19 protein-coding genes are annotated in these 25,667 nt (G+C 59.2%); 12 read left to right on the plus strand and 7 right to left on the minus strand.

The genetic code is table 11. The features are described from left to right. The first annotated feature begins 11 nt into the window (after positions 1-11). The 5 genes from selD (at position 12) to G547_RS0107915 (ending at position 7,949) form a co-directional block, all read left to right on the plus strand. Positions 12-2,294, plus strand: coding sequence for a selenide, water dikinase SelD (gene selD / locus G547_RS0107895; RefSeq protein ID WP_027329390.1), 2,283 nt, complete (start codon positions 12-14; stop codon positions 2,292-2,294). A gap of 213 nt (positions 2,295-2,507) precedes the next feature. Beyond that, positions 2,508-3,524, plus strand: coding sequence for a hypothetical protein (locus G547_RS20605; protein ID WP_051235046.1), 1,017 nt, complete (start codon positions 2,508-2,510; stop codon positions 3,522-3,524). Between the two features lie 299 nt (positions 3,525-3,823). Next, positions 3,824-5,131 (plus strand): cytochrome c, encoded by a 1,308-nt coding sequence (locus G547_RS0107905; RefSeq protein ID WP_027329391.1) that lies wholly within the window; start codon positions 3,824-3,826, stop codon positions 5,129-5,131. Then, a complete protein-coding gene (locus G547_RS20610; RefSeq protein ID WP_036187664.1) occupies positions 5,128-5,646 on the plus strand; it encodes a (2Fe-2S)-binding protein in 519 nt (172 codons plus the stop codon). Before G547_RS0107905 ends, G547_RS20610 begins: the two co-directional genes overlap by 4 nt. Further along, complete coding sequence (locus tag G547_RS0107915; protein ID WP_027329392.1) at positions 5,643-7,949, plus strand: xanthine dehydrogenase family protein molybdopterin-binding subunit; 2,307 nt, start codon at positions 5,643-5,645, stop codon at positions 7,947-7,949. The genes G547_RS20610 and G547_RS0107915 overlap by 4 nt, the downstream gene beginning before the upstream one ends. A gap of 268 nt (positions 7,950-8,217) precedes the next feature. Here G547_RS0107915 and G547_RS0107920 read toward each other — a convergent pair whose 3' ends face one another. After that, positions 8,218-8,808, minus strand: coding sequence for a nucleotidyltransferase family protein (locus tag G547_RS0107920; RefSeq protein ID WP_027329393.1), 591 nt, complete (start codon positions 8,806-8,808; stop codon positions 8,218-8,220). 380 nt (positions 8,809-9,188) lie between these two features. On the opposite strand from G547_RS0107920, the gene G547_RS0107925 reads away from it, so the two are divergent. From G547_RS0107925 to G547_RS20615, 4 genes are all read left to right on the plus strand, one after another. Continuing rightward, positions 9,189-10,001 (plus strand): formate/nitrite transporter family protein, encoded by an 813-nt coding sequence (locus G547_RS0107925; RefSeq protein WP_027329394.1) that lies wholly within the window; start codon positions 9,189-9,191, stop codon positions 9,999-10,001. 70 nt (positions 10,002-10,071) lie between these two features. Then, positions 10,072-11,796 carry a bifunctional protein-serine/threonine kinase/phosphatase gene (locus G547_RS0107930; RefSeq protein ID WP_027329395.1) on the plus strand — a complete coding sequence of 575 codons (1,725 nt, stop codon included), beginning with the start codon at positions 10,072-10,074 and terminating at the stop codon, positions 11,794-11,796. Positions 11,797-11,828: 32 nt separating this feature from the next. Beyond that, positions 11,829-12,755, plus strand: coding sequence for a histone deacetylase family protein (locus G547_RS0107935; protein ID WP_027329396.1), 927 nt, complete (start codon positions 11,829-11,831; stop codon positions 12,753-12,755). Between the two features lie 101 nt (positions 12,756-12,856). After that, on the plus strand, positions 12,857-13,816 hold the full coding sequence (locus G547_RS20615; protein ID WP_051235051.1) for a pectinesterase family protein: 960 nt from the start codon (positions 12,857-12,859) through the stop codon (positions 13,814-13,816). A gap of 1 nt (position 13,817) precedes the next feature. Here the strand turns inward: G547_RS20615 and senB are convergent, their stop codons facing one another. Next, positions 13,818-14,825, minus strand: a complete 1,008-nt coding sequence (senB, locus tag G547_RS0107945) for a selenoneine biosynthesis selenosugar synthase SenB (RefSeq protein ID WP_211224527.1) — start codon at positions 14,823-14,825, stop codon at positions 13,818-13,820. A 151-nt stretch (positions 14,826-14,976) separates the two neighbouring features. On the opposite strand from senB, the gene G547_RS0107950 reads away from it, so the two are divergent. Genes G547_RS0107950 through G547_RS0107960 form a run of 3 tightly spaced genes read left to right on the plus strand, consistent with a single transcriptional unit; the run spans position 14,977 to position 17,968 of the window. Then, positions 14,977-15,834 carry a putative selenate ABC transporter substrate-binding protein gene (locus G547_RS0107950; protein WP_051235053.1) on the plus strand — a complete coding sequence of 286 codons (858 nt, stop codon included), beginning with the start codon at positions 14,977-14,979 and terminating at the stop codon, positions 15,832-15,834. After that, positions 15,831-16,484: an ATP-binding cassette domain-containing protein gene (locus G547_RS0107955; protein ID WP_027329399.1), complete on the plus strand. Its 654-nt coding sequence runs from the start codon at positions 15,831-15,833 to the stop codon at positions 16,482-16,484. Before G547_RS0107950 ends, G547_RS0107955 begins: the two co-directional genes overlap by 4 nt. Positions 16,485-16,495: 11 nt before the next feature. Continuing rightward, positions 16,496-17,968 carry a PhnE/PtxC family ABC transporter permease gene (locus tag G547_RS0107960; protein WP_027329400.1) on the plus strand — a complete coding sequence of 491 codons (1,473 nt, stop codon included), beginning with the start codon at positions 16,496-16,498 and terminating at the stop codon, positions 17,966-17,968. 137 nt (positions 17,969-18,105) lie between these two features. Here G547_RS0107960 and G547_RS0107965 read toward each other — a convergent pair whose 3' ends face one another. The 5 genes from G547_RS0107965 to G547_RS0107985 are packed head-to-tail and all read right to left on the minus strand — an operon-like array spanning position 18,106 to position 25,619. Then, positions 18,106-18,873: a peptidylprolyl isomerase gene (locus G547_RS0107965; protein WP_027329401.1), complete on the minus strand. Its 768-nt coding sequence runs from the start codon at positions 18,871-18,873 to the stop codon at positions 18,106-18,108. Between the two features lie 8 nt (positions 18,874-18,881). Beyond that, positions 18,882-19,577, minus strand: a complete 696-nt coding sequence (gene narI, locus G547_RS0107970; RefSeq protein WP_027329402.1) for a respiratory nitrate reductase subunit gamma — start codon at positions 19,575-19,577, stop codon at positions 18,882-18,884. Continuing rightward, positions 19,577-20,302, minus strand: coding sequence for a nitrate reductase molybdenum cofactor assembly chaperone (gene narJ, locus G547_RS0107975; RefSeq protein WP_027329403.1), 726 nt, complete (start codon positions 20,300-20,302; stop codon positions 19,577-19,579). The genes narI and narJ overlap by 1 nt, the downstream gene beginning before the upstream one ends. Positions 20,303-20,313: 11 nt before the next feature. After that, positions 20,314-21,846 carry a nitrate reductase subunit beta gene (gene narH, locus G547_RS0107980; RefSeq protein ID WP_027329404.1) on the minus strand — a complete coding sequence of 511 codons (1,533 nt, stop codon included), beginning with the start codon at positions 21,844-21,846 and terminating at the stop codon, positions 20,314-20,316. Positions 21,847-21,854: 8 nt separating this feature from the next. Continuing rightward, entirely contained in the window at positions 21,855-25,619 is a 3,765-nt protein-coding gene (locus tag G547_RS0107985; RefSeq protein WP_027329405.1) for a nitrate reductase subunit alpha, read from the minus strand. Between the last annotated feature and the right edge of the window lie 48 nt (positions 25,620-25,667).

A 25,667-nucleotide genomic window follows, 5' to 3' on the forward strand; every position in this document is an offset into this window, starting at 1 on the left:
GGCATTCACCCATGAAACAGGCCGACCAACCTATCTTGCGCGACATTGTTCTGATCGGCGGCGGCCACAGTCATGTGGGCGTGCTCAAGCGCTTTGCCATGAAGCCCGAACCCGGCGTGCGCCTGACGGTGATCTGTCGGGATACCCACACGCCCTACTCCGGCATGCTGCCGGGCTATATCGCCGGGCACTATCGCTATGACGAGGTGCATATCGACCTGCGTCGGTTGGCCGAATACGCCGGCGCGCGATTCTTTCGGGATGAAGCAGTGGGGCTCGACCGCAATCAGCAAACGGTGTTGTGCAAGAACCGCCCACCAGTACCGTACGATCTGGTCTCCATCAATATCGGCTCCAGCCCACAGATGCGCTCCATCGGAGGCGCCCCGGAACACGCCGTGCCGGTGAAGCCTATTCACCAGTTCAATGACCGCTGGCAACAGTTGCTGGACCGGCTCACCCATCACGACGGTAAAACCCGGGTGGCCGTGGTGGGCGGTGGCGCTGGAGGCGTGGAGCTCACCCTGGCCATGCATTATCGCTTGCACAACGAGCTGACCGCGATGGGGCGGGACCCGGAGGAGTTGATCTTCAATCTATTCACTCGGGATGAGAAAATTCTGCCCACTCACAGCCAACGAGTGCGCAACCATTTTCATCAAGCCCTGGCCTATCGGGACATCAACCTGCATACCAATGCGGAGGTCACCGCGGTGCAGTCCGGCCGACTGCAAACCGCCGATGGGCACTGGCACGAGGCGGACGAGATCGTCTGGGTCACCAATGCCGGTGGTGCCGCCTGGCTGCAAGACACGGGACTGGAGCTGGACGACAGCGGTTTTATCAGCGTCAAAGACACATTGCAGACGCTGAATGATCCGAAGGTCTTCGCCGCCGGGGATGTCGCCACCCAAATCAATCACCCGCGAGAAAAAGCCGGCGTGTTCGCCGTACGTCAGGGGCGCCCCCTGGCGGACAACCTGCGGGCCGCGATTTTGAACCGCCCACTGAAACCCTACCGCCCCCAAAAACGCTGGCTGGCATTGATCAGCACCGGCGAGCAATACGCTGTGGCTTCACGCGGTGGCTTTTCCTGTGCCGGTACTTGGGTCTGGCGCTGGAAGAACAGCATCGACCGGCGTTTCATGGCCAAATTCAATGACCTGCCACCCATGGAAGAGAGCACCATGGGCAAAGCGCGCCCGAGCCGGGTCCCTCTCGATGAGGATGAACAGAGCCAGGCGATTTCCGCCGTGGCGATGCGCTGTGGTGGCTGCGGCGCCAAGGTGGGCGCGTCGGTATTGTCCCGCGCCCTTTCCACCCTCGAGCCCGTAGAGCGGGAGGAAGTGCTCGTCGGCCTTCATGCGCCGGACGACGCCGCCGTGGTGCGCGTCCCCGCCGGCCAACTGGCCGTGCATACCATCGACTTTTTCCGGGCGTTTATTGACGACCCCTATATCTTCGGCAAGGTGGCGGCCAACCATGCCCTGGGGGATATTTTTGCCATGGGCGCCGAAGCCCAGAGCGCCACGGCGGTCGCCACCGTGCCCCAGGGGCTGGAGTCCAAAGTCGAAGACACCGTCTTCCAGATGATGACCGGCGCGCTCGAGGTGCTCAACGACGCCAACTGTACGTTAGTGGGTGGTCACACCGGCGAGGGCAAAGAGTTGGCGCTGGGCTTCGCGGTCAATGGCCTGATCGGCGAAGACGAAACGGCACTGACCAAGGGCGCGTTGCAACCGGGCCAAGCGCTGATCCTCACCAAACCCATCGGCACCGGCACCCTGTTCGCCGCTCACGCCAAACTCGGTGCCAAGGGCCGCTGGATCGACGCCGCCCTGGAAAGTATGTGCCTGTCCAACCGCCTGGGCGCACAGTGCCTGCGCGAGCACGGCGCCACCGCCTGCACCGACCTGACCGGCTTCGGCCTACTGGGCCACCTGGTGGAAATGACCCGCCCCTCCGGCGTGGATGCGGAGCTCAACCTCTCGGAACTGCCCCTGCTGGACGGCGCCGAGGAAACCGTCGCAGCCGGCATTCTAAGCTCCCTGCAGCCGGCCAATGTACGCTTGCGCCGTGCGATCAAGGAGCAGGAAAAATGGGTGAACCACCCGCGCTACCCACTGCTGTTCGACCCACAAACCGCCGGCGGGCTTCTGGCCAGTGTACCGGCCGATCGGGTCGAGGCCTGCGTGCTGGCGCTTCAGGCGCTAGGCTACCCGCACACACGGGTGATCGGACGGGTGCTACCGGAGGGGGAGGCGCTGGAGCCTATTCAGTTACGGGAAACCTAGATTCTGAATAATTATAAGCGCTCAAGGAACGCGCTTTACTGCAGACATAGATGCCACTTCCCATAGCCTCTTCTGACTTTGCGACTTACTTCACTGGCCTGTCACAAGCGGTGTGTTAAAAAGCGTCCGCACTAATGATGTTTTTCAACTCATGGACGGTGGAAACCGTACCTGATTCACAACCGGTTTTCTCAAAAACAGCGAGGAAGTTATATGGTGTCCGTCATCGCTTACCAATCATTGAACTCCAACTCCAGTCTGGAACACGGGCTTGCAGCCAGCACCTCCCAAACACACCTTCGTCACACGCAGAAAACATTGGCGTCCTTTTATACGGGCCATAGCGGAGCACTGAAATACCCCACCACCCCAAAGGCCGAGCCGCACGAGGCGATACAAGGCCCAGCGGAACTGGTGCCTGTTGCCGATGCCGACGCCATGAACGTTAAAAAGCCCAAACAGTCGCTCAAGCGGAAACGTTCGGAGGCCGAGCCCGAGTACGCCGAGGCGCTCGACAGAACGCTCAAAATGGTAAAAAGCAAATCGTTGCAGATTTATCAACAGGCCCACCGGGAGCTGGGCCTGAGCTGCGATCTGATCGTGTTTGGCGAGCTCGATTCGGCTCACCCCGAATGGAACTCGCTTCCCGCCTCCGCTGGAAAGCGGCTCCGGGCAACAGGGGGATTGAAAACAAGAGCCTGCAATTGCTTCAGCCTTCACAGCTCCCGCCAACAAGGGACGATGGCCGTGTTGGGAGAGGGAGATGGATGGTGCGCGGCCCGATGCAACGGAGTGCTGACAGTGTTTGTACATGTGCCCAACCGTATTGCAAAGCAGGCCGCCAATATGGAGCAGTTTTATCAGAAAATTCAAACAGCCCTGCTGAACACTGATGGAGGCGGTCTCATCGACCTGATAATGGGCGACACCAACCAGTCCAGGGAGGAGTTTAGCCCGGAAGTTATCAGCAAAGCGCTGGGCAAGGCCTTCCGGGATGCCGACTCCGACAAAGCCTATACCACCCCCACGGATAGCTGGGTCGGAAGCGGAGCGGTTATTCACAAAGGGACAAACTCAGCGAACAACAAAAAGTTCGACGTCGCCGTATACAATACCGCCACCGTAAAATCTATAGAGGTGGAATACTTTACACAGTTTTCCTTCACAGCGAACCGGGCTGCCGCCTACACCGACCATATGGGCATTCTGGTAAAGGTCGAAAAGAAATAGCCCGCCTTCAAACCTATAACGACCAAACCTTCAATAAGCCAGGCTCAGGGATAAACGGGCCTGGCCGCCGCCCCAAAGTCCCGTCTTTTACTCCGGCTGCCGCCCACAAAGGCGGCTTTGTACGACACAACCCCCCCGTGTGGTCTACAATGGAGAGATAACAAAATAAGCACTTGCCAAACCGTCGCCATGAATCGGCGGCAGATGGCGTGCGTATGTTAAAAAACGCAGCACCCGTATAGCCACTCATCTGCCGATTTAGCATAACGCTTTAGGCAGTAAGACGAAGGAGATGCAAGGTGATCAAGCGCATAACGGCCATTCTCGTTGGCCTGGGCATTCTGTTGCTGGCGGTGTTTCTGGTGTACGCCTGGGAGGCATCGATACCCGAGCAAGACCCGCCCTCCCCCGGGAACTTCTCCCAGGCCATGCTTGAGCAGGGCGAGGCGCTTGCGGGCATTGGCAACTGCCAGAGCTGCCATACCGTGGATCCCGAGCAGCCGCTGGCCGGCGGTCGCGCCTTCCCCACGGAGTTCGGCACCCTCTACTCCACCAACATTACCCCGGACACCGCCACCGGCATCGGCACCTGGTCCCGGGAGGCCTTTCACCGGGCCATGCGCGAGGGTATTTCCCGCAACGGCGCTCATCTCTTCCCCGCCTTTCCCTACACCCACTACACCAAAGTCAGTGACGAGGATCTGGACGCGCTCTACGCCTACCTGATGACCCGAGAGCCGGTGAACGCCGAACCGCCGGGCAACGACTTGCGCTTCCCGTTCAATATCCGGCTGTTACAGGCGGGCTGGAAGCTGCTGTTCTTTGAGGAAGGCCGCTATCAGCCGGAAGACTCCCGCTCCGAGTTATGGAACCGGGGCGCCTATTTGGCGGAAGGGCTGGGGCACTGCTCCGCCTGCCACACACCGCGCAACGACTTCGGGGCGGAGCAGACTGACCTAGCCTATGAAGGGGCAGTCATCAACAACTGGTACGCCCCCGCCCTGAACACCAGCAGCCTGGCGCCGGTGGCGTGGACCGAGGCATCGCTTTACGATTACCTGCGCTCCGGCGGCTCCACCTATCACGGCGTCGCCGTGGGCTCCATGGCCGATGTGGTGCATCGGGGCCTGGGCCGAGCACAGGACCGGGACATCCGCGCGCTGGCGAGCTACTTCAGTGCCATGGCGGAACCGGGAAGCGAAGAGCAGGCCGCCCAAACCGCCACCGCGACGATTCAAGCCGCGCAGCAGCGCAGCGCCGAAACGCTCGGCTACGGCGAGAAAGTGTTTACCTATGCCTGTGCCTCCTGTCACTACAACGACCCGGAAAACCCCAGCACGCTGCGCCCGGACCTGAGCCTGAACACAGCCCTCAGAGCGGACAACCCGATGAACCTGATCCGCGTCACCCTGGAAGGCGTAGACAATGAAGAGGGACTGCCTGGTGTGGTCATGCCGGGCTTTGCCGAACTGAGCAACGCCGATATCAGCGCCCTTTTGCACTTCCTGCGAGCGACCCACACCGATCGACCGGCCTGGAACAATCTGGAGGACGAGATCGAACGCCAACGCCAAGAGGTCGCCACCCAAACGGAGTCAGCCCAATGAGTACCACGTTTACCCTGAATGGCCAGCCGGTCACCCTGGAGGTGGCCGATGACACTCCGCTGCTGTGGAGCCTGCGCGACGATGCGAACCTGACCGGCACCAAGTTTGGTTGCGGCATCGGCATGTGCGGTGCCTGCACCGTGTTGATCAACGGCCGGGCCACTCGCTCGTGCATTACCCCCACCAAACAGGTAGACGGCACCGCCGTCACCACCATCGAAGGGCTGGACCCGGAGGGCGAACACCCCCTGCAGCAAGCCTGGGTCAAAACCCAGACGCCCCAGTGCGGTTACTGCCAGTCGGGGCAGATCATGCAGGCCGCGGCCATGCTGAAGGACTTCCCCGACCCGACGGACGAGCAGATCAATCAGGTGATGAGCGGCAACTTGTGCCGCTGCATGGCGTATGTGCGCATACGCGAAGCCATCAAATTGGCCGCGGCCGACATGCGCGGTGCCGGCCAAGGCAATGAACCCAATGACGGAACCGATACAACAGAAGGAGCGGCCTCATGAACAAGTTGTTTCGTTCCCTGCTGAACCCCGAACACGGCGCACCGGCCGAGCCGCCGAAAGTCAGCCGGCGGGGCTTTCTGATTGGCGCCGCCGCGGGCGGTTTCACCATGGCGTTTTTTCGACCGGGGCTGAGTTTCGCCCAGCCGGAAGACGCAGTGGAGAACCAGACCTTTGAGCCGACCATCTGGTATCACATTCACCCCGACGGCCGCATTGTGGTGAATATCGCCGAAGCGGAAATGGGTCAGCACGTGGGCACCGCGTTGGCTCGCATCGTGGCGGATGAACTGGAGGCGGACTGGTCCATGGTCGAGCTGCACCATGTGGACAGCGACCCGAAATGGGGCCTGATGGTGACCGGCGGCAGCTGGTCGGTCTGGCAGAATTTCGACCCGCTCAGCCGCGCCGGTGCCGCCGGGCGCATGGCCCTGATCGAAGAGGGCGCCAAACTGATGGGCGTGAAGGCCAGCCAGTGCCGCGCTCGCAACAGTCAGGTCACTGCGGGCAATCGCTCCATCAGTTATGCCGAGATTGTCCAACGCGGTAAGCTCAGCCGGACGTTTACCGAGGAGCAGCTTAAGGAAATGCCCATCAAGCCGCCCTCCGAGCGCCGCTTGATCGGTAAAGAAACCCAGGCCCTCGATATTCCCGCTAAAACCACCGGGGCCAGCCAATATGGGCTGGACGCGTCCGTCGAGAACATGGTGTACGCCCGGCCTCTGATTCCTCCCACGCGCCTTGGTTCTTCCATCAACCGTATTGATGACAGTGAGGCGAAGACAGTCGACGGCTACCTAAAGACGATAAAACTCGATGACCCGAGCGGTACCGTGCCGGGTTGGGCCGTGGTAGTGGCCACCTCTTTCCATGCGGCCAACAAAGCCGCACAAAAAGTGAAAGTCGACTGGAACCCCGGCAAGACCGCCAACGTCAGTGAGCGCGATGTTCTCGACCACGGCAGGGAGCTGATTGAGTCCTCCGACAAGGGCGCGCTGGTGGTCAACGACGATGGTGTGGACGATGCGTTCAGCAGCGCCGACACCACCTTGGAGCACGATTACATCACCCACAGTGTGCTGCACTTCCAGCTCGAGCCGGTCAACGCCCTGGCATTTGAAAAAGACGGCCAGTGGGAGGTGCATACGGGGAACCAGTGGCAATCACTGATTTTACCGGTGCTGTCCACGGCACTGGATGTACCCGAAAAAAATATTGTGATGCGCACCTACATGCTGGGCGGCGGCTTCGGCCGTCGGCTGAATGGCGACTACGCAGTACCGGCGGCGCTGGCGGCCAAGGCACTCGGTCGACCGGTGAAACTGGTCTTTACCCGGGAGGATGACTGCCGCTTTGATTCAATTCGCTCCCCTGCGTACCAGCGGGTGCGGATGGCCTTTGATGCGGAGGGCAACCCGACGGGGATGGAGCACCACGCGACGGCGGGTTGGCCGACCCAGGTCATGGTGCCCTCGTTTATGCCGGAGGCGTCCAATGGCGTGAAGTTTGATCCCTTCGCCATTCAGGGGGCAGCCCACTGGTATTCGGTGGGCGCACACCGCTTGCGGGCCATTTCCAATGACCTGGCGAACGAGACTTTCCGCCCCGGTTGGTTGCGCTCGGTGGGCTCGGGCTGGGTCAATTGGGCACTGGAGTCTTTTATGGATGAGGCGGCCCACAAGGTAGGCAAAGACCCGATTGAGTTTCGCCTGGCGCTGTTGAAAGCCGAAGGCAAGAACGCCGGCTCGGCGCCCAATTCGGTGGGCGGTGCCTCCCGGCAGGCGAATGTGTTGCGTCGGGTTCGGGAGCTGTCGAACTGGCAGCAATCACTACCGGCGGATACGGCTCTGGGTGTGGCGACGTCTTACGGCCAGGAGCGGAATATGCCGACCTGGACGGCTTGTGTGGCGCAGGTGCATGTGAGCCGCGAAACGGGCAAGGTGACGTTGCAGAAGCTGACGATTGTGACGGATGCGGGCACCATTGTGCATCCGGATGGCGCGCGCGCTCAGGTTGAGGGGGCGGCGTTGTGGGGTGCGAGTATGGCGTTGCATGAGGGGACGATGTTGGAGAATGGTCAGGTGAAGGATCGCAATCTGAACGGTTATACGCCGATGCGGATGCGGGATGTGCCGGCGATGGAGATTGAGTTTGTGGATAGCACTGAGACGTCGGTCGGGTTGGGTGAGCCGGCGACGACAGTGGTGGGGCCGGCGATCGGGAATGCGATTTTTGCAGCCGTGGGCATTCGAATGCGCGATATTCCGATTCGGTCCGAGGAGGTGTTGAAGGCGTTGAAAGCTTAACCCCTTTCGGTTTTTTTTGAAGTTTTATTCACCTTCAGTTGCCGCATCTCGTCCGGTCTGGTGTGGGATTCCCCCTTCCCAGACACGCCGTAAACCCATCCTTGGGGGCTCGAATCGCGGGTCCCCCGCTCCACGGTCTGGGAAGGGGGAATCCCAAACCAGACCTACCCACTTCGAATTAAGCTACGCGTAGGCCGGATAAGGCGCAGCCGCATCCGGCAAAAGGCTTCCTTTAAGCCCGTCAAACACGACCTGTATAAACCAAACATCAACGCCTCAAATCCCCCGGACGATCTACGTCTTTCAAAACCCCAACATCGTCAACCTCAATCAGCTCGCACTTCTCTCGGTGCCTCTGAACCACTGACTTTGCGCCGTCATCCCCGGAAAGTTCTGATAATTCTTTCCAGAAGGTTTTACCAAAAAACACCGGGTGTCCAACTTGGCTATGGTAGAGGGGGCGTACGATTGTCGAGGCGGTGGCGTTCTGTTTTAACCGCTCGACGGTATCCCACTGAATCCACGGCATGTCGCCGAGCAGGACGGCGGCGGTTTGGGCCTCACGATTTGTCTCAAGTAGGTGTTGGAAGGCGCTGGAGATGCTGGTGCCCAGCCCAGCCTGTGTTTCAGGGGCGTAAACGATGGTGATCGCCTCTGGTATTTCCAGGGGGAGGCTTTTGTCCTTGGGGCCGAGCACGACTATGACATGACCGAAGTGACGCTGGGCGAGGCTCAGGGTGGCGTGCAGGAGGGTTTGCCCTTCTCGCAGGAGGGCACGGCGTTTGTCACTGCCGAAGCGCGTGGATTGGCCGGCGGCGAGAACGATACCAACGTGGGCGTTTTGTTTCTGTGGCTGCATTCTGGGTTGCTGCTCTCGGCCGGTGGTTGACGGTTCACGGGCATAAGGATAGCAGCCTTTGACGGTACGCTCCCGGCCAGCACTACAAAGGGGCGCAGTGCACGCCGCCGGAGCCACAATATGGTGCACCTTCGTCCCCCAATGAATGTGATTTTTGCCCCATTAATGTTCAAGCGCCAATCCGAAACGCACCAAAGAAAAGCCCAATGGTTGCTGACCACCATCTCCAGGCGCTTGCAAAAATCAGTATAAACATTGCCTTTTCAATAACTTACAAAAAAATCGGGGCATCTGGTTCACTTTTTGCGTTAGCCCTAACCACAAACAGGACGCTCTTCTGGAGTGCCACTTCCATTCATTGATTGAAATCAGGGCTCGCTATGTCTTATTTATTGCCTTCGGAGTTCGCCACCAAGATGGTGGACGCCGGTGAAGCCAAGTTGTATATGTCCACTCGAGATGCGTTGATCCGTGCCTATATGGCCGGTGCCATTCTGGCGATTGCCGCGGTGTTTGCGGTGACCATTTCCGTGCAAACCGGTTACCCCATTGTGGGCGCTGCGCTTTTCCCGGTGGGCTTCTGTATTCTGTATCTGATGGGCTTCGACCTGCTGACCGGCGTTTTCGTGCTGACGCCGCTGGCCCGGTTTGATCGCCGGCCGGGGATCACCTGGCCGCGAATTCTCAAGCATTGGGGCGTGGTCTTTTGCGGGAACTTCGCGGGCGCCCTGACGGTGGCATTTCTGATGGCAATAGTTTTTACGTACGGATTCTCCACAGAACCCGATAAGGTCGGTCAGATTATTGGGGAAATTGGTGAGGGCCGGACGGTCGGCTACAAAGAATATGGCGCCGGCGGTATGGCGACCATTTTCATTCGCGGCATTCTGTGTAACTGGATGGTGTCCCTCGGCGTTGTCGGCGCCATGATTTCCACCACGGTCAGCGGTAAGGTCATCGCCATGTGGATGCCGATCATGCTGTTCTTTGCGATGGGGTTTGAGCACTCGGTGGTGAACATGTTTCTGTTCCCCTCCGGCCTGATTCTGGGCGGTAACTTTTCCATCATGGATTATCTGATCTGGAACGAAATTCCGGTGGTGCTGGGTAATCTGATCGGTGGTTTGGCGCTCACCGGGCTCACGCTCTACTCCACTCACGTGCGCACCGCCCCGCAACGCGCCCTGTCCTGAAGCAGGCGCTAAAAGGAGCTGATGCCAACCGCCTCGACGCCCTCGCGTCGGGGCGGTGGCTTTTCTGTTTATGACTGACTCATTGACCGTTCGTCTGGGGCAATACACCCATCGGGGGCGCAAGGCGCTCAATCAGGACTTTCACGGGGCCTATCTGCCCAAGGAGCCCCACCGCACCACCAAGGGCATTGTCGTGGCGCTGGCGGACGGCATCAGCAGCAGCGATGTCAGCCAGATCGCGAGTGAATCCGCCATCAGCAGCTTCCTCGCGGACTACTATTGCACCTCGGAAACCTGGTCGGTCAAGCAGGCGGCCCAACGGGTGCTCATGGCCACCAACTCCTGGCTTTACGCTCAGACCCGCCAAAGTCAGTACCGCTACGACATGGACCGGGGTTACGTCTGTACATTCAGCGCCTTGATTCTCAAGTCCACCACAGCACATGTGTTCCATATTGGTGACACTCGAATCTATCGGGTGAGTGGGGGGCGACTGGAGCAGTTGACGGAGGACCATCGACTCTGGGTGTCAAAAGAGGTGAGCTATCTGAGCCGGGCGCTGGGGATCAATCACCACCTGGAAATGGATTACCAGACGTTGGCGCTGGAGAAAGGCGACACCTTTCTGCTCGCCTCGGACGGGGTGTACGAGTTCGTCAGTGAACAGGCGGTACTCAACACGCTCACAGAGTGTGACGGGGATTTGGACGAGGCGGCAAAGCGCATTGGGGAGCAGGCCTATGAAAACGGCAGTGACGATAATATTACCGCGCAACTGGTCCGTGTGGATGGCGTACCCGGCGGTGACCAGTCCGAGATGGTCCGGGACCTGAAACACCTGCCCTTCCCGCCGTCGCTGAGCGCTCGTATGACATTCGAAGGTTTCCTTATCCTGCGGCAGTTGCACGCCAGCAGCCGCAGTCACGTTTATCTGGTGAAAGACCTGGAAACCGAACAAAGCCTCGTTCTGAAAACCCTGGCGACGGACCTTCAGCAAGACGACGCCCATCAGGAGCGGTTTCTGATGGAAGAGTGGATCGCCCGGCGCATCGACAGCCCTCATGTTCTCAAACCCTGCCTGCCCAACCGGGCCCGGCAACACCTGTACACGGTCACCGAATATATTGAGGGGCAGACGCTGCAGCAATGGTCACGCGACAACCCATCGCCGTCGCTACCGCAGGTAAGAGACCTGGTGGCCCAGATCGCCAAGGGCCTGAGGGCTTTTCACCGGCTCGAAATGCTGCATCAGGATCTGCGCCCGGCCAACGTCATGATCGACGACTCGGGTACGGTAAAAATCATCGATTTCGGCTCCACACGCGTCGCCGGCCTCGCGGAGCTGAAAACCCAGACCAACGAGATCCTGGGCACGGCGGCCTACACGGCGCCCGAATATTTTGTGGGGGAGCCCCCCACCCCGAGAGCCGATCAGTTCTCCCTGGCTGTGCTCGCCTATCAACTGCTTACCGGCGAGTTGCCCTATGGCACCCAGGTGGCCAAGGCCCGCACCCGGGCCGATCAGCACAAATTGCGCTACCAGTCGGCCCTGACCCACAACCCCGCCCTGCCTCTGTGGGTGGATGAGACGCTCAAACGGGCGCTGAGCGTCGACCCGTTCAAACGCTACGATGCGCTCTCGGAGTTCGTCTACGACCTGGAGCACCCCAACCCCCGCTATGTTCAGAAAACCCAACCCCCGCTGCTGGAACGGGACCCGGTATTGTTCTGGAAAGGCATCTCTCTTATTCTTGCGCTCGTATCCCTGAGCCTGGCCGTTGAGCTGTTTGGCTGAGCGAAACCCGAATAAGAGCCCGTTCCCCCACAATGCCGAATTCCACCCACTTGCCTCTGGTGTACCACCCGGACTACAGCTTTCCCTTTCCGGAGAAGCACCGCTTTCCCATGGCGAAGTTCGGTTTGCTGGCGGAGTATTTGCGGGACATAGGCCTACTCACACGGGAGAACGGGGTAAGGCCCGGGCGCAGCAAACCCCTGTGGTTAAATCAGACCCACTGCCCGGATTACCTCGCCCGCTTCATCAACCGGGAGCAGACGCCGCAGGAACACCGGCAAATGAATTTGCCCTGGAGCGAGGGGCTGGTCAAGCGCACTCTGATTGCGCCTTCGGGCACGGTGCTGGCGGCCCAGTTGGCCCTGCATCACGGCCTGGCCTGCCACCTGGCGGGCGGAACTCACCACGCCCAATACGATCACGCGTCGGGGTTTTGTATTCTCAACGATCTGGCCATCGCCGCGAAGGTGCTTCTCCATCAAAGCGGTGTGGGGCGGGTTCTGATTTTCGATTGCGACGTCCACCAGGGCGACGGCACCGCCGCCCTGCTCAAAAACGAACCCAGAGCCTTCACCTGCTCCATTCACTGCGAGAGCAACTTTCCCTTTGTGAAACAGCAGAGCGATCTGGATGTGCCCCTCGAAGACGGCTTGGATGATGCGCCCTACTTGACCATCGTGATGGAAACGCTGCATCAGGTTTTGGACAGGGTCAAACCGGATATTGTGCTCTACGATGCCGGGGTGGATGTCTTTCGGGGCGACCCGCTCGGGCGCCTGAACATCTCCGAAGCCGGCATCCGCGAACGGGACCGGCAGGTGCTGAGCGAGCTGCTGCGCCGGCGCATTCCGGTGGCCACCGTCATCGGTGGCGGCTATGACGACGACCGGGTCGCGCTGGCCCGCCGTCACGCGATTGTTGTGGAGGAAGCCGCTCGTCTGAGAGGGATCAGGTTCTGACTTCACCGGGCGAGCGTTCGAACGACTGGCGGAAACCCTCTATACTGATCGTCCTACAACCACCACAAAACAAGAAATCATCAACCCGAGGACGTTAAACCATGAGAGTTGTTCTGCTCCTGGCGCTGCTATTGGCGTTGCCCGTTTCCAGTCACGCTCAGATTGTTTATGAAATGACCGTTGCCCAGGACGGCAGCGGCGACTTTGAAAGCATCCAGGCCGCCATTGATGCCACCAAAGCCTTCCCGGACAAACGCATTACCATTCACGTAAAAAACGGCGTTTACCACGAGCCCGTCAAAGTGTATGAATGGAATCCGATGGTCTCACTCATCGGCGAAAGCGTTGAGGGCACGGTCATTACCTGGGGCAGTCACTTCAAGCAAGTGAACAAGGGGCGAAACAGCACCTTCCACACACCCACGGTGCAGATCAACGGCGACGACTTTCACGGCGAGAACCTGACCATTCGCAACACCGCCGGCCCTGTGGGCCAGGCTGTGGCGTTGGCGATCAACGCCGATCGGGTGAGTTTTTATAACAGCCGGTTTCTCGGGCATCAGGACACGGTGTACGCCACTGGCGAGGGGAAAAAGCAGTACTTCAAGAACTGCTATATCGAAGGCACCACCGATTTTATTTTCGGGCGCGCCACCGCAGTGTTCGACGGCTGCCAGATTCACTCCCTGGCGGACTCCTACATCACCGCCGCCTCTACGCCACAAGGTGTGGAACACGGCCTGGTATTTTTCGATGCAACACTGACCGCGAACACCGGTGTCGAGTCCGTCTACCTGGGTCGCCCCTGGCGGACCTACGCGCAAACCGTGTTTATCAATACCCAGATGGGCGAGCATATCCGCCCCGAGGGCTGGCACAACTGGTCCAACCCCGAGGCTGAGCGACAGAGCTTTTACGCCGAGCACAACAGTCGCGGCCCCGGTGCCGCGCCCCAGCAGCGGGCGTCCTGGTCCCACCAGTTGAATGAGGACGAAGCCCAACATTACTCGCTGGAGACCATTCTCGGCTCAGAGCGTCACCCCGAATGGTACCTGAGGTAGCTTACGCGCTCTCCGGGGGCCAGCCTGCCCCCATTACCAACGCCACGACCTCTGCCAAGCGTGCCGCTTCTCTGGCGGGCGAGAATAACGGGGCGCGAGCGGTCACTTGTCGGCCCAAGTGTTCCAGCCACTCTGGAGAGCGTTCAGCCTTCAGAAGGCAGTCGCGCAGCGCTTCGGTATTCCCAACCGGATAGTAGCCCTCGTAATCGCTCCCCAATAAGCCTCGATTCCCCGGGATATCGGAGGCGATCACCGGCAGCCCCGCTACGCAGGCTTCGCTGACGACGTTGGCGCCCCCCTCCATACGGGAACTGATCACCATCAACCGTGCCCGACTCATCGCCTGGCGCACGCGCCAGTGCGGCTGATCGCCGAGCCATCGGTAGCGCGGGTTGCCCGCCATCTCCTCGCGCGCCGCCTGCGCCCACTTGTCATTGTGGGCGCCCCCCATCTGAACGATCCGCAGGCGAGACTCAGAAGGCACGTCCCGAACCGCATAGGCGGCTCGCAGAGAGTCCTTCTCCTCCCGCAGGTGTCCGGCCACCAACACCTCGAAACGGCGATGGCCGGGTCTGGGAGCGCCGGGCGGCAATGGTTCGGCCGACTGGTGGACCACCCGCAAGCGATTCATGTACCGCTGCGGCAGATTCTCCGACAGGCAGTCATGTAACCCGATCAATAGATCGGCTTTGTCCATGCTGTCGTATACCGCCTGGGGATGGCTATACTGGAACCGATACACGTCGGTCCCCGTCAGTGCCAGGATGACAGGGCACTTCGGGTAAGCCCGCTTCCAGGCTTTGAGTGCGTCGTGGCTGCGCCAGGCGTGGAGCGCCAGAATCAGGTCTGGGGTCGGTATTCCGTCGGGGACATCATCCGGTATATAGAGACAGACGCGATAACCCCGCGAGCGCAGGAGCCGGGCCCAGCGCGTCGCTGTCGCCCGGTTCCCGGCGCGGGACCCCGGGGCGGCAGGGGTAATCAAGGCGATGAGGGGTGAGTGGCTCAAACGGATTCCTTGGGTACAGACAGATAAAATCGCTCGAAAAAGGTTAGCACGATCCTCCGTCGCCAGCACACCCGAGCGGTTGCCGACGCCGATTGATCAAATCCGGTACCATACCGGCTGAGTTTTTATCGCCATCGAAAGAGGACATCTCATGTTAGGACGCATTGCTTTTTGCTTGACGCTTTGCCTGGTCGCCCTCGGCGCCAGCGCCCAGACGTTTGTTTTCACCGCCATTCCGGATGAGGATGAAACCCGCCTGCGCGAGCGCTTCCAGGCTGTTGCCGACTATTTGCAGGAAGAGCTGGATGTCGACGTGCGCTTCGTACCGGTCAAGTCCTATGCGGCGGCTGTGAGCGCCTTTCGCAACGACCAGGTCCAGTTGGCCTGGTTCGGTGGGCTCTCCGGAGTGCAGGCCCGAGCCCGGGTACCCGGCTCTCAGGCCCTGGCCCAGGGCGCGGAGGATGCCGAGTTCGTCACTTACTTTATCGCCCACAAAAGCACCGGGCTGAAGCCGGGCTCGGGCCTGACCGAAGAGTTGAAGGGCATGACCTTTACCTTCGGCTCCAAGGGCTCCACCTCAGGGCGTTTGATGCCGGAGTACTACCTCCGCAAAACCTACGACGCGGCACCGGAAGAAGTTTTCGACAAAGTGGGCTTCAGCGGCAACCACAGCCGCACCGCTTCTCTGGTGGCCACTGGCGCTTATCAACTGGGCGCACTGAACTACACCGTCTGGGAAAACGAGGTAGAGGCCGGCAACATCGACACCGACGAGGTCAATGTCATCTGGGAAACACCGCCCTACCCCGATTATCAATGGACCATTCGCGGCGACGTCGATGAACGTTTTGGCAAAGGTTTTACCGACAAGGTACGCAAGGCACTATTGAACATGGATGACCCAAAACTGCTGGAGAGCTTCCCCCGCTCCAAGTTTATTCCTGCGGACAACAGCGACTATGCCATCATTGAGGATGTCGCCAAACAGATTGGCCTGATCGACGAATGACAGCACTGGCTCTGGACGGAGTGGTCGCCCGCTACGGCGACCTGCAAGTACTCGGCCCGCTGAGCCTGGAGCTGGTGCGGGGACAAACCATCGCCCTCGTCGGAAAAAGCGGCGCGGGCAAATCCACCCTTTTAAGCCTGATGCACCAGCACTGGCGCTCCAGGGGCGTTGCGCTTATGCCGCAGGACCTGGGCCTGGTGCCGACGTTGAGTGTGTACCACAACGTCTACATGGGGGGCCTTGCCCAGCGTTCCAGTTGGCATAACCTCGTTACGCTCGTACGACCCTACCGGCACGATGTGGCCCAGATCCTTCCGGTGCTCCAAACCCTGGGCATAGACCACAAATGTTGGAGTGCCACCGGTGAACTCTCCGGCGGGCAACGCCAACGCGTGGCCGCTGCCCGGGCGATTTATCAGGCGGGTGAGGTCTTACTGGCCGATGAACCCGCCTCCGCGCTGGACGGTCCGATGGCGGAAACGGTTCTCGGCGCACTCACCCAAACCTACCAGACGGCCGTTCTGGCCATGCACGACGTGGATTTGGCATTGCGCTTTTCTGACCGGGTGGTGGGCATCGCCGATGGCGGTATTGCCCTGGACCAACCCACTCACCGTGTGCAGGCCTCAGACCTGCTTTCGCTGTACTGATCAGAGGCATTATGAGGCGATCGGCCAGCGTAAGTACCAGCTTGTGGTTTGTTGCCCTGGCGGTCGTGTGTGCGTTTTTCGCCGACCTGACGATCAGCGCACACGACCCCTGGGGCGAGCTCGCTCGCCTCTTCTCCGGTTTGCTGACACCCGACCTTACCCGAACGGATTATTTGGCCGAGGCATTGGTACGGACCCTGGCGTTTGCATTCGTGGGCGTTGGATTAGGGGCAGCCAGCGGCTTCGCGCTCGCGATGGTCTTCGGCTCGCGCATCGTCCGTACCTTCTGTGCCTTTATTCGGGCCATCCATGAACTGTTCTGGGCGTTGATCTTCCTACAGTTCTTTGGCTTGCACCCACTGACCGGTGTGCTGGCGATCGCCATCCCCTACGCCGGCGTCTTTGGCAAAGTCTACGCCGAGATTCTGGAGGAGACCGATCCTCAGCCGCGGGATACGCTGCCTTTCGGCACCGGCAAAATCATTGCGCTGCTTTACACCCGAGTCAGTCAGGCCTGGCCCCAGTTGGTAACCTATACCTCATACCGATTGGAGTGCGGTTTGCGCTCCAGCGCCGTACTCGGCTTTGTCGGTATGCCGACGCTGGGGTTTTACCTGGAGTCCGCCTTCGCCCAAGGCCACTATTCGGCGGTGGGCGCCCTGCTGCTGTTGTTCTACGTACTGATCACTACTTTGCGCCTTTGGGTACGCCCGAAGCTCGTGCCGCTCTACTTGATGGTCGCACCGTTTTTACTCGGCAGCGGCCTGCCGATCCGATGGCAAAACGTCACTCGCTTCTTTACCGAGGATATTGTGCCGGCCCCTCTGCGCGGCGGTGAAGGCTGGTCCGAGCTTGGCCCCTGGCTGGTGGAACTGCTCAGCACCGAAGCCTTGCCGGGCATCTGGAACACGCTGGTCCTGACCCAGATCGCATTGGTGCTCACCGGTGTTTTGACGCTATTACTTTACCCCCTCGGATCACGCCACTTTACCAATCGCCTCACCGGCCCCTTGGGCCATACCGTGCTGGTGGTGTTGCGCTCCACGCCTGAGTATTTGCTCGCCTTTATTTTGCTGCAACTCTGGGGACCCTCAATGCTGCCCGCGGTCATCGCGCTCGCCGTGCACAACAGCGGCATCATTGGGCACCTCATCGGGCGGCGCTCCAACGACGTTACCTTGCGCCCGGACGCGCCCACGGGCATTGAGCGCTACGCTTACGAGCTTACGCCCCGGCTGTACGGCCCGTTTTTGGCATTCCTGTTCTATCGCTGGGAAATCATTATGCGCGAGACCGCGATTCTCGGCATTCTGGGGATTGCCACCCTGGGCTTCTATGTGGACAGCGCGATTCAGGAGATCCGCTTTGATCGGGCGATGGTGTTGATCCTGATTACCGCGCTGCTGAATATCGGGGTGGATATTCTAGCCCGCTGGTTACGGGCCAGGTTGCGGTTGAAACATACGGCGCAGAGTGAGCCTTGAGGGAGGATGATGGCGGATGCGCTTCGCTTACCCGCCCTATCCAACCTTACGTAGGGCCAACCTTATGTAGGGCGGATAAGCGAAGCGCATCCGCCGTTATCTCCCGTCAACCTCTATCGAACGAGATTCAATAGTTTTTACTGCATCAATGGAGAACCATCCACCTCGAAGTCATAACCTTCAATCTCCGCTTCGGCGATTAACACCTGAATGTACTGCGCTATGGCCTTACGCCGCACTTTCTCATTCAAGTAATCCGCAATCTGTTCAGCGACTTCTTCATAAGGTAAAGGTCGGCCGGGAATATTGCGTTCGATATAGACCAGGTGATAGCCGTAACGGCTCTCCACCGGTCGAGGCATCAGGCCCGGCTCGGCGGCAAACACCTGGCGCTCGAACTCCGGCACGGTTTGCCCCTTGCTGATCTGCCCAAGGCTGCCCCCGGTTTCTTTTGACGGGCAGGCGGACTCCCGCCGGGCAAGCTTACCGAAATCAGCGCCACCTTTAACGATATCCAACAGCGCGTCGGCGCGAACCTTGGCCTCGGCCCGGCCCGCATCGTCCTCCTTGGGGACAGCCAACAGGATATGCTTGATTTCGAGCAGTGGAGAGGTTTCAAACTTCGCTGGATTCGCCTTGTAGTACTGCCGACAGTCTTCTTCCGTGGCCTCGGGAATGGCGACTTCTTTCTCGATCAAAGCCTCGATGAAATCTTCATCGGAGCTCACCACAGTATCATCACTGACGGGAATGCCCAGGCTTTTGGCGCGCTGTCGAAACAGCTCGCCGATGATCAGGGACTCAGCCGCTTTGAACATGGCGTCCCGGCGGGACTCCGCCGGGTGGTATTGCATTTCCGCGAGCACTTTGTCTTCGGGAATTTGCGTTTGGTTGACGGTAATCATGGCATTTCCTACATGGAGGCTCGAGTGCGGCGGCGAACCACCTGGTAATTTCTACCCAAATACTTCACCGGCACGCTCAACAAATGCACCAGTCGGGTAAAGGGGAACAGCAGGAAGATGGTCAACCCCAGCACCAGATGCGCCTTGAAGATCCAGTGCACATCCACAATGTACTCAGCACCAGTCAGCCCGCGCAGCAGGAAGATACTCTGGGCCCAGTGCATCAACTGCAGCATTACCGCACCATCCAGGTGACCGACGGAAATAAAAATGGAGGCCAACCCCAACAACAACTGCCCCAACAACAAGAACAGCACCACGATATCCATCGGCTGGCTATTGGGGCGTATCCGCGGGTGGAACAGACGACGCAAGGTGAGCACCACCAGACCGAACAGGCAGAGCGCACCAAAGAGCCCCCCGGCCACAACCGCCAAAATTTGCTTGGCGCTGGCACTGACACCCAGGAAATGCCACACCTCCAACGGTGTAAGGAGCCCCACCAGATGCCCAAGGAAAATACCAAGAATGCCAATGTGAAAGGGAATGCTACCGATACGCAACCATTTCTTTTCCAGCAACTGGCTGGAACCGGCCTTCCAGGTGTACTGCTCCCGGTCATAGCGGACCCAGGTACCGATAAACATCACCGCCAGCGCAATGTAGGGGTAGATGCCAAAAGCGAATAGATGAAAAGTGGACATCATGCCTCCTGATGCTTTTGTACGGGTTGAGGGTCCATCAGGTTCAGTATCTGCTCCTGATCCCGCCGCTGGCCGGAGTCCGGCCGGTATTGAACGTTGCAGCCATCGGCCTGCGCGTCCGGACCAAAGGTGACGGCCTCTTCTTCCCACACTTTATCCAGGGCTTCTGGCGTATCGTCGCGAGCTTCGCCGGCGACTTGTTCGCGGATCTGCTCGATGTTGACCCGATCCCCACACCAGTGCAGCAGCGCTTCGAACAGGGCGGCGTAGTTGGACTCGCGCTCTTTCAGGCGAGCGGCGAGCAGACCGAGAATATGCTCCACCTCCTGCAGCCCCGCTCTGGCATTATCCGGCCCCTGGGTGGACAAAAACTCAAGGTACAGGGGCAGATAGTCCGGTAGCTCGTTGGCGTCGATGGCCAGACCCGCCTGCTGGTACTGGTTCATCAGATCCACCATGGCCTGGCCACGATCCCGGGACTCGCCGTGCACGTGCTCGAACAATAGCAGCGACAGGGACCGACCGCGCTCGAACAGGGCGTCGTACTCGGACTGCCAGTCCATCAGATCGCCCTCGGTGCGCTGTTCGACAAAGGCCAGCAACCCATCGCGCTGCTTGCCCTTGAGGTTCATGCGGGCGACCAGTGCCTTCAACTCGCCTCGAGCTTCCATCAACTCCGCCGTGGGGTACTCCATCAGCAGAGAAATAACGCGTAAACTTTTCATCAATCTTTCTCCTAATCCTGCAGGATCGCAGGAATAATCTGGCGAACGCCGGCGCGGTTCCCACCGAACAGGCTGGTTTCGCTGGTGCCGTCCGCACAGCCATTACCGAAACTGAAGCCGCAGTCGCCTTTCATGTCATAGGCATCTTCGGCGTAGGCCCTGTGGCTGGTGGGGATCACAAAACGATCCTCGTAGTTGGCGATCGCCATGTAGCGATACATATCCTCCACTTGAGCCACGCTCAATCCGACCTGTTTGAGCACATCCAGGTCTTCGACGCCGTCCACGTGCTGGGAGCGCTTGTAAGCGCGCATGGCGATCATCCGCTCCAGTGCTTCCACCACCGGTTGCTCTTCCCCAGCGGTCAATAAATTTGCCAGGTAGCGAATCGGTATCCGCAGGGATTTCAGATCGGGTATTTCGCCGTTCATGCCCACGTGGCCCGCTTCGGCTGCACTCTGAATCGGGGACAGCGGCGGCACATACCAGACCATGGGCAGAGTGCGGTATTCCGGGTGAAGCGGCAGCGCCACTTTCCACTCAACCGCCATCTTGTAGGTGGGCGAGTTCTGGGCGGCGTCGATCCATCCCTGGGGAATACCCTCGGCCTGAGCCGCGGCAATCACCGCCGGATCCTTCGGGTCCAGGAAGATATCGAGCTGCGCCTGATACAGATCTGCTTCGTTGGCAACGCTGGCGGCCTCTTCAATACGATCCGCGTCGTACAACAGCACGCCCAGATAGCGGATACGACCCACACAAGTTTCCGAGCAGACGGTGGGCTGACCCACTTCAATACGCGGATAGCAGAAGGTACATTTTTCGGACTTACCGCTCTTCCAGTTGTAGTAAATCTTTTTGTACGGACAGGCCGAGACGCACATGCGCCAACCCCGGCACTTGTCCTGATCGATCAGAACAATGCCGTCTTCTTCACGCTTGTAGATGGCGCCGGACGGACAGGAAGACACACAGGCCGGGTTCAGGCAGTGCTCGCACAACCGGGGCAGATACATCATGAAGGTGTTTTCAAACTGACCGTAGATGTCCGCCTGCACCTGTTCGAAGTTGACATCCTTTTTACGTTTTTCAAACTCGGTGCCTAACAGCTCCTCCCAGTTAGGCCCCCATTTGATCTTTTCCATTTTTTGACCCGAGATCAGCGAAAATGGCCGAGCGGTAGGCTGGTGCTTTTTATCCCCGGCTTTATGCAGGTGCTGGTAATCAAAATCGAACGGCTCATAGTAGTCGTCGATTTCCGGCAGGTCAGGGTTGGCGAACAGGTTGGCCAACACCCGCAGCTTGCCACCGATGCGCGGCTTGATCTTGCCTTTCTTATCGCGTTTCCAACCGCCATTCCACTTCTTCTGGTTTTCCCACTCCTGGGGATAACCAACCCCGGGCTTGGTCTCCACGTTATTGAACCAGGCGTACTCGACACCTTCGCGCGAGGTCCAGACGTTTTTACAGGTCACTGAACAGGTGTGGCAACCAATGCACTTATCCAGGTTCAGCACCATGCCGATTTGCGCTCTTACTTTCATGCCTTACCTCACTTAGCCAGGCTGTCAGTGGTCTGCTCGTCTTCTTCGAGCCAATCCACTTTATCCATCTTGCGGACAATGACGAATTCGTCGCGGTTACAGCCTACGGTGCCGTAATAGTTGAAGCCGTAAGCCTGTTGGGCGTAGCCACCGATCATATGGGTGGGTTTCATCACCGCACGGGTCACGGAGTTGTGAATCCCGCCGCGGGTTTTGGTCAGGTTTGATCCCGGCGTATTGATGATCCGCTCCTGGGCGTGATACATCATGCTCATCCCTTCAGGCACCCGCTGGGAGACGACCGCGCGACAGGCGATGGCGCCGTTGACGTTGAACACGTCGATCCAGTCGTTGTCCTCAATACCCGCGGCTTTTGCATCCTTCTCGCTCAGCCAGACAATCGGGCCACCACGAGAAAGCGTCTGCATCAGCAGGTTGTCCGAGTAGGTGCTGTGAATGCCCCACTTCTGGTGCGGAGTGATCCAGTTGAGCACCAGCTCTTTGTTGCCGTTGCTGCGTTGATTGAGAATCGGCTCAACGGTCTTCAGGTTGACCGGCGGCTTGTACAGGCAGTGCTGCTCACCGAAATCGAGCATCCACTCATGATCCTGATAGAACTGCTGCCGACCGGTGATCGTGCGCCAGGGAATCAGTTCGTGCACATTGGTATAACCCGCGTTGTAGGACACATGCTCATCTTCCAACCCCGACCAGGTCGGCGAGGAAATGATCTTGCGCGGCTGGGCGACAATGTCGCGGAAGCGGATTTTCTCTTCCTCTTTGGGCAAGGCCAAATGCTTGTGATCCCGACCGGTAATCTTGCCCAGTGCATCCCAGGCTTTTACCGCCACATGGCCATTGGTTTCCGGAGCCAACGACAGAATGACCTCGCAGGCATCAATGGCCGACTCAATCCGTGGGCGACCTTTGTTGGCTCCCTCTTCATGGTGTACGCGATTCAGCTTTCCGAGGAATTCCACCTCTTCTTTGGTATCCCAGTTGATACCCTTGCCGCCATTGCCCAGTTTGTCCATCAAGGGGCCAAGCGACGTGAAGCGGTGATAAGTGTTGGGGTAGTCCCGTTCCACGACATTGATGTTGGGCATGGTGACCCCGGGCACGGCCTCGCACTCCCCCTTCCACCAGGCTTTTACACCGTAGGGCTGCGCCATTTCTCCCGGCGAGTCATGCATGATGGGCGTAGTCACCACATCCTGCTCCACGCCAAGGTGTCCGTTGGTGAGTTCGGAAAACTTCTTGGCAATACCTTTGAAAATATCCCAGTCGCTGCGCGACTCCCACACCGGGTCAATCGCCTCGGTCAGCGGATGGATAAAGGGGTGCATATCCGAGGTGTTCATGTCGTTCTTTTCGTACCAGGTGGCGGTCGGCAGAACGATATCGGAGTACAGGCAGGTAGTGGACATACGGAAATCCAATGTCACCCACAAGTCGACCTTTCCTTCCGGCGCCTCATCGCGCCAGGTAACGTCTTCGGGCTTGGCTTCGCCGGTTTCCCCCAGATCCTTGTTCATCAGGCCATGCTTGGTGCCCAGGAAATGACGCAGCATGTATTCGTGACCCTTGCCGCTGGAACCCAGCAGATTGGAACGCCAGATAAACATATTGCGCGGAAAATTTTGCGGCGCATCCGGATCCTCACAGGCAAACTTCAACTCGCCATTCACCAATTGCTCGCGCACATAGTCTTTAATGTCCTTACCCGCAGCCTTCGCGGCTTCCGCCAACTTGAGCGGATTAGTGGCCAACTGAGGCGCGGACGGCAACCAGCCCATACGCTCAGCGCGGGTGTTGTAATCCAGAATGCTCGACTGCCACTTTTCCTTCTTCGCCAGAGGAGAGACCAGGTCGCTCATGTTCAATTTTTCGTAGCGCCATTGATCAGAGTGCGCATAGAAGAACGAGGTGCCGTTCATTTGCCGGGGCGGGCGCTGCCAGTCCAGGCCAAAAGCCAGGGGCTGCCAACCGGTTTGGGGGCGCAGTTTTTCCTGGCCCACATAGTGCGCCCAGCCGCCACCGCTCTGGCCAACGCAACCACACATCATCAGCATGTTGATTAAGCCGCGGTAGTTCATGTCCATATTGAACCAGTGGTTCATGCCGGCGCCGACAATGATCATGGAGCGACCGTGGGTTTTATCTGCGGTGCGGGCAAACTCACGGGCGACACGGATTACATGCTCGGGTTTGACGCCGGTGATGCGCTCCTGCCATTTGGGCGTGTAGGGCTTGTCATCGTCAAAGCTCTGGGCACAGTTGGAATCATCCAGACCATTGTCCACCCCATAGTTGGCCAGGGTCAGGTCGTACACGGTGGCCACCAATACGTCTCGCCCATCCGCCAATTTGACGCGCTTGGCCGGGACTTTGCGCATTTGCACTTCGGTGTGTTCGGTGTGCTGGAAGTAGCCGTAGTCGTGCTCCTTGCAACCGAAATACGGGAAGGCGACATCGACGACATCATCGCTGTTGCCTTTCAGGGAGAGCTGCAGGTTAACCTCATCACCGGTGAGACCGTCGCGATTTTCCAGATTCCACCGTCCGGTTTGCCCCTCCGGGCGGCCCCAGCGATAGCCGATGGAGCCGTTAGGGCTGACCAGGCGCTGGTCGTCGCTGTTGATGGCGATGGTTTTCCAGTCCGGGTTGGCTTCTTCACCCAGGTTGTCCACCAGGTCCGCCGCCCGCAGGAAACGACCCTGCTGCAAACGGCCGCCCTCTTCGTCCAGAATGACCAGATTGGGCATATCGGTGTAGCGCTTCACGTAATTCGTGAAGTACTCACTCTGGGAGTCGACGTAAAATTCTTTCAGAATCACGTGGCCAAAAGCCATCGCCAAAGCGGCGTCGGTACCCTGCCGGGGCGCCAACCATTGATCGGTGAGCTTGGCCACTTCGGAATAGTCCGGCGTGATGCTGATCACTTTGGTGCCTTTGTAACGCACCTCGGTCAGAAAGTGGGCATCCGGGGTCCGGGTCTGGGGCACGTTGGAACCCCAGCAGATGATGTAGGAGGAGTTGTACCAGTCGGCGGATTCCGGCACGTCGGTCTGTTCGCCCCACACCTGAGGTGACGCAGGAGGAAGATCGCAGTACCAGTCATAAAAACTCAGGCAGTTACCGCCAATCAGCGACAGATAACGCGAGCCCGCCGCATAGGAGACCATGGACATGGCCGGAATGGGCGAGAAGCCATTGATCCGGTCCGGGCCATAGGTCTTGGCGGTGTAGACGTTGGAGGCGGCGATGATTTCATTCACCTCATCCCAGTGGGCACGTACAAAGCCGCCCAAACCTCGGCGGGACTTGTAACTTTTTGCCTTGGCCGGATCTTCCACGATGGAGGCCCAGGCCCGGACCGGGTCGGTATGCTCCTGACGCGCCTGGCGCCAGAGCTTCATCAGTGACTGGCGTACCTTGGGGTACTTCAGGCGGTTGGCGCTGTAGATGTACCAGGAATAGCTGGCGCCGCGCGGACAGCCCCGGGGTTCATGGTTGGGCAGGTCGGGACGCGTGCGCGGGTAATCGGTCTGCTGGGTTTCCCAGGTGACCAGACCGTTTTTCACGTAGATTTTCCAGCTACAGGAACCGGTGCAGTTGACCCCATGGGTGGAGCGTACAATTTTGTCGTGCTGCCAGCGCTGCCGATAGCCTCGCTCCCACTGGCGATCTTCATCGGTAGTGACGCCGTGGCCTTCGGCAAAAGGTTCTCGCTGCGCTTGAAAGTAGCGCAACTTATCGAGAAGGTGACTCATTCGCGGACTCCTGAACAGAGGCTATGGCAATGCCCAGGTCCGGACATT

The sequence above is a fragment of the Marinimicrobium agarilyticum DSM 16975 genome (genome assembly GCF_000423345.1).
In the GTDB taxonomy this organism is placed as follows: Bacteria; Pseudomonadota; Gammaproteobacteria; order Pseudomonadales; family Cellvibrionaceae; genus Marinimicrobium; species Marinimicrobium agarilyticum.

Bases quoted from the DNA above. Each gene is read 5' to 3' on its own strand.
- narJ (WP_027329403.1), bottom strand. From the start codon at position 20,302: ATGAAAAGTTTACGCGTTATTTCTCTGCTGATGGAGTACCCCACGGCG.
- G547_RS0107960 (WP_027329400.1), top strand. From the start codon at position 16,496: ATGAGGCGATCGGCCAGCGTAAGTACCAGCTTGTGGTTTGTTGCCCTG.
- G547_RS0107950 (WP_051235053.1), top strand. From the start codon at position 14,977: ATGTTAGGACGCATTGCTTTTTGCTTGACGCTTTGCCTGGTCGCCCTC.
- G547_RS0107930 (WP_027329395.1), top strand. From the start codon at position 10,072: ATGACTGACTCATTGACCGTTCGTCTGGGGCAATACACCCATCGGGGG.
- G547_RS0107965 (WP_027329401.1), bottom strand. From the start codon at position 18,873: ATGATTACCGTCAACCAAACGCAAATTCCCGAAGACAAAGTGCTCGCG.
- G547_RS0107915 (WP_027329392.1), top strand. From the start codon at position 5,643: ATGAACAAGTTGTTTCGTTCCCTGCTGAACCCCGAACACGGCGCACCG.
- G547_RS20610 (WP_036187664.1), top strand. From the start codon at position 5,128: ATGAGTACCACGTTTACCCTGAATGGCCAGCCGGTCACCCTGGAGGTG.
- G547_RS0107925 (WP_027329394.1), top strand. From the start codon at position 9,189: ATGTCTTATTTATTGCCTTCGGAGTTCGCCACCAAGATGGTGGACGCC.
- narI (WP_027329402.1), bottom strand. From the start codon at position 19,577: ATGTCCACTTTTCATCTATTCGCTTTTGGCATCTACCCCTACATTGCG.
- selD (WP_027329390.1), top strand. From the start codon at position 12: ATGAAACAGGCCGACCAACCTATCTTGCGCGACATTGTTCTGATCGGC.
- G547_RS20605 (WP_051235046.1), top strand. From the start codon at position 2,508: ATGGTGTCCGTCATCGCTTACCAATCATTGAACTCCAACTCCAGTCTG.
- G547_RS0107935 (WP_027329396.1), top strand. From the start codon at position 11,829: ATGCCGAATTCCACCCACTTGCCTCTGGTGTACCACCCGGACTACAGC.
- G547_RS20615 (WP_051235051.1), top strand. From the start codon at position 12,857: ATGAGAGTTGTTCTGCTCCTGGCGCTGCTATTGGCGTTGCCCGTTTCC.
- G547_RS0107920 (WP_027329393.1), bottom strand. From the start codon at position 8,808: ATGCAGCCACAGAAACAAAACGCCCACGTTGGTATCGTTCTCGCCGCC.
- G547_RS0107985 (WP_027329405.1), bottom strand. From the start codon at position 25,619: ATGAGTCACCTTCTCGATAAGTTGCGCTACTTTCAAGCGCAGCGAGAA.
- G547_RS0107955 (WP_027329399.1), top strand. From the start codon at position 15,831: ATGACAGCACTGGCTCTGGACGGAGTGGTCGCCCGCTACGGCGACCTG.
- narH (WP_027329404.1), bottom strand. From the start codon at position 21,846: ATGAAAGTAAGAGCGCAAATCGGCATGGTGCTGAACCTGGATAAGTGC.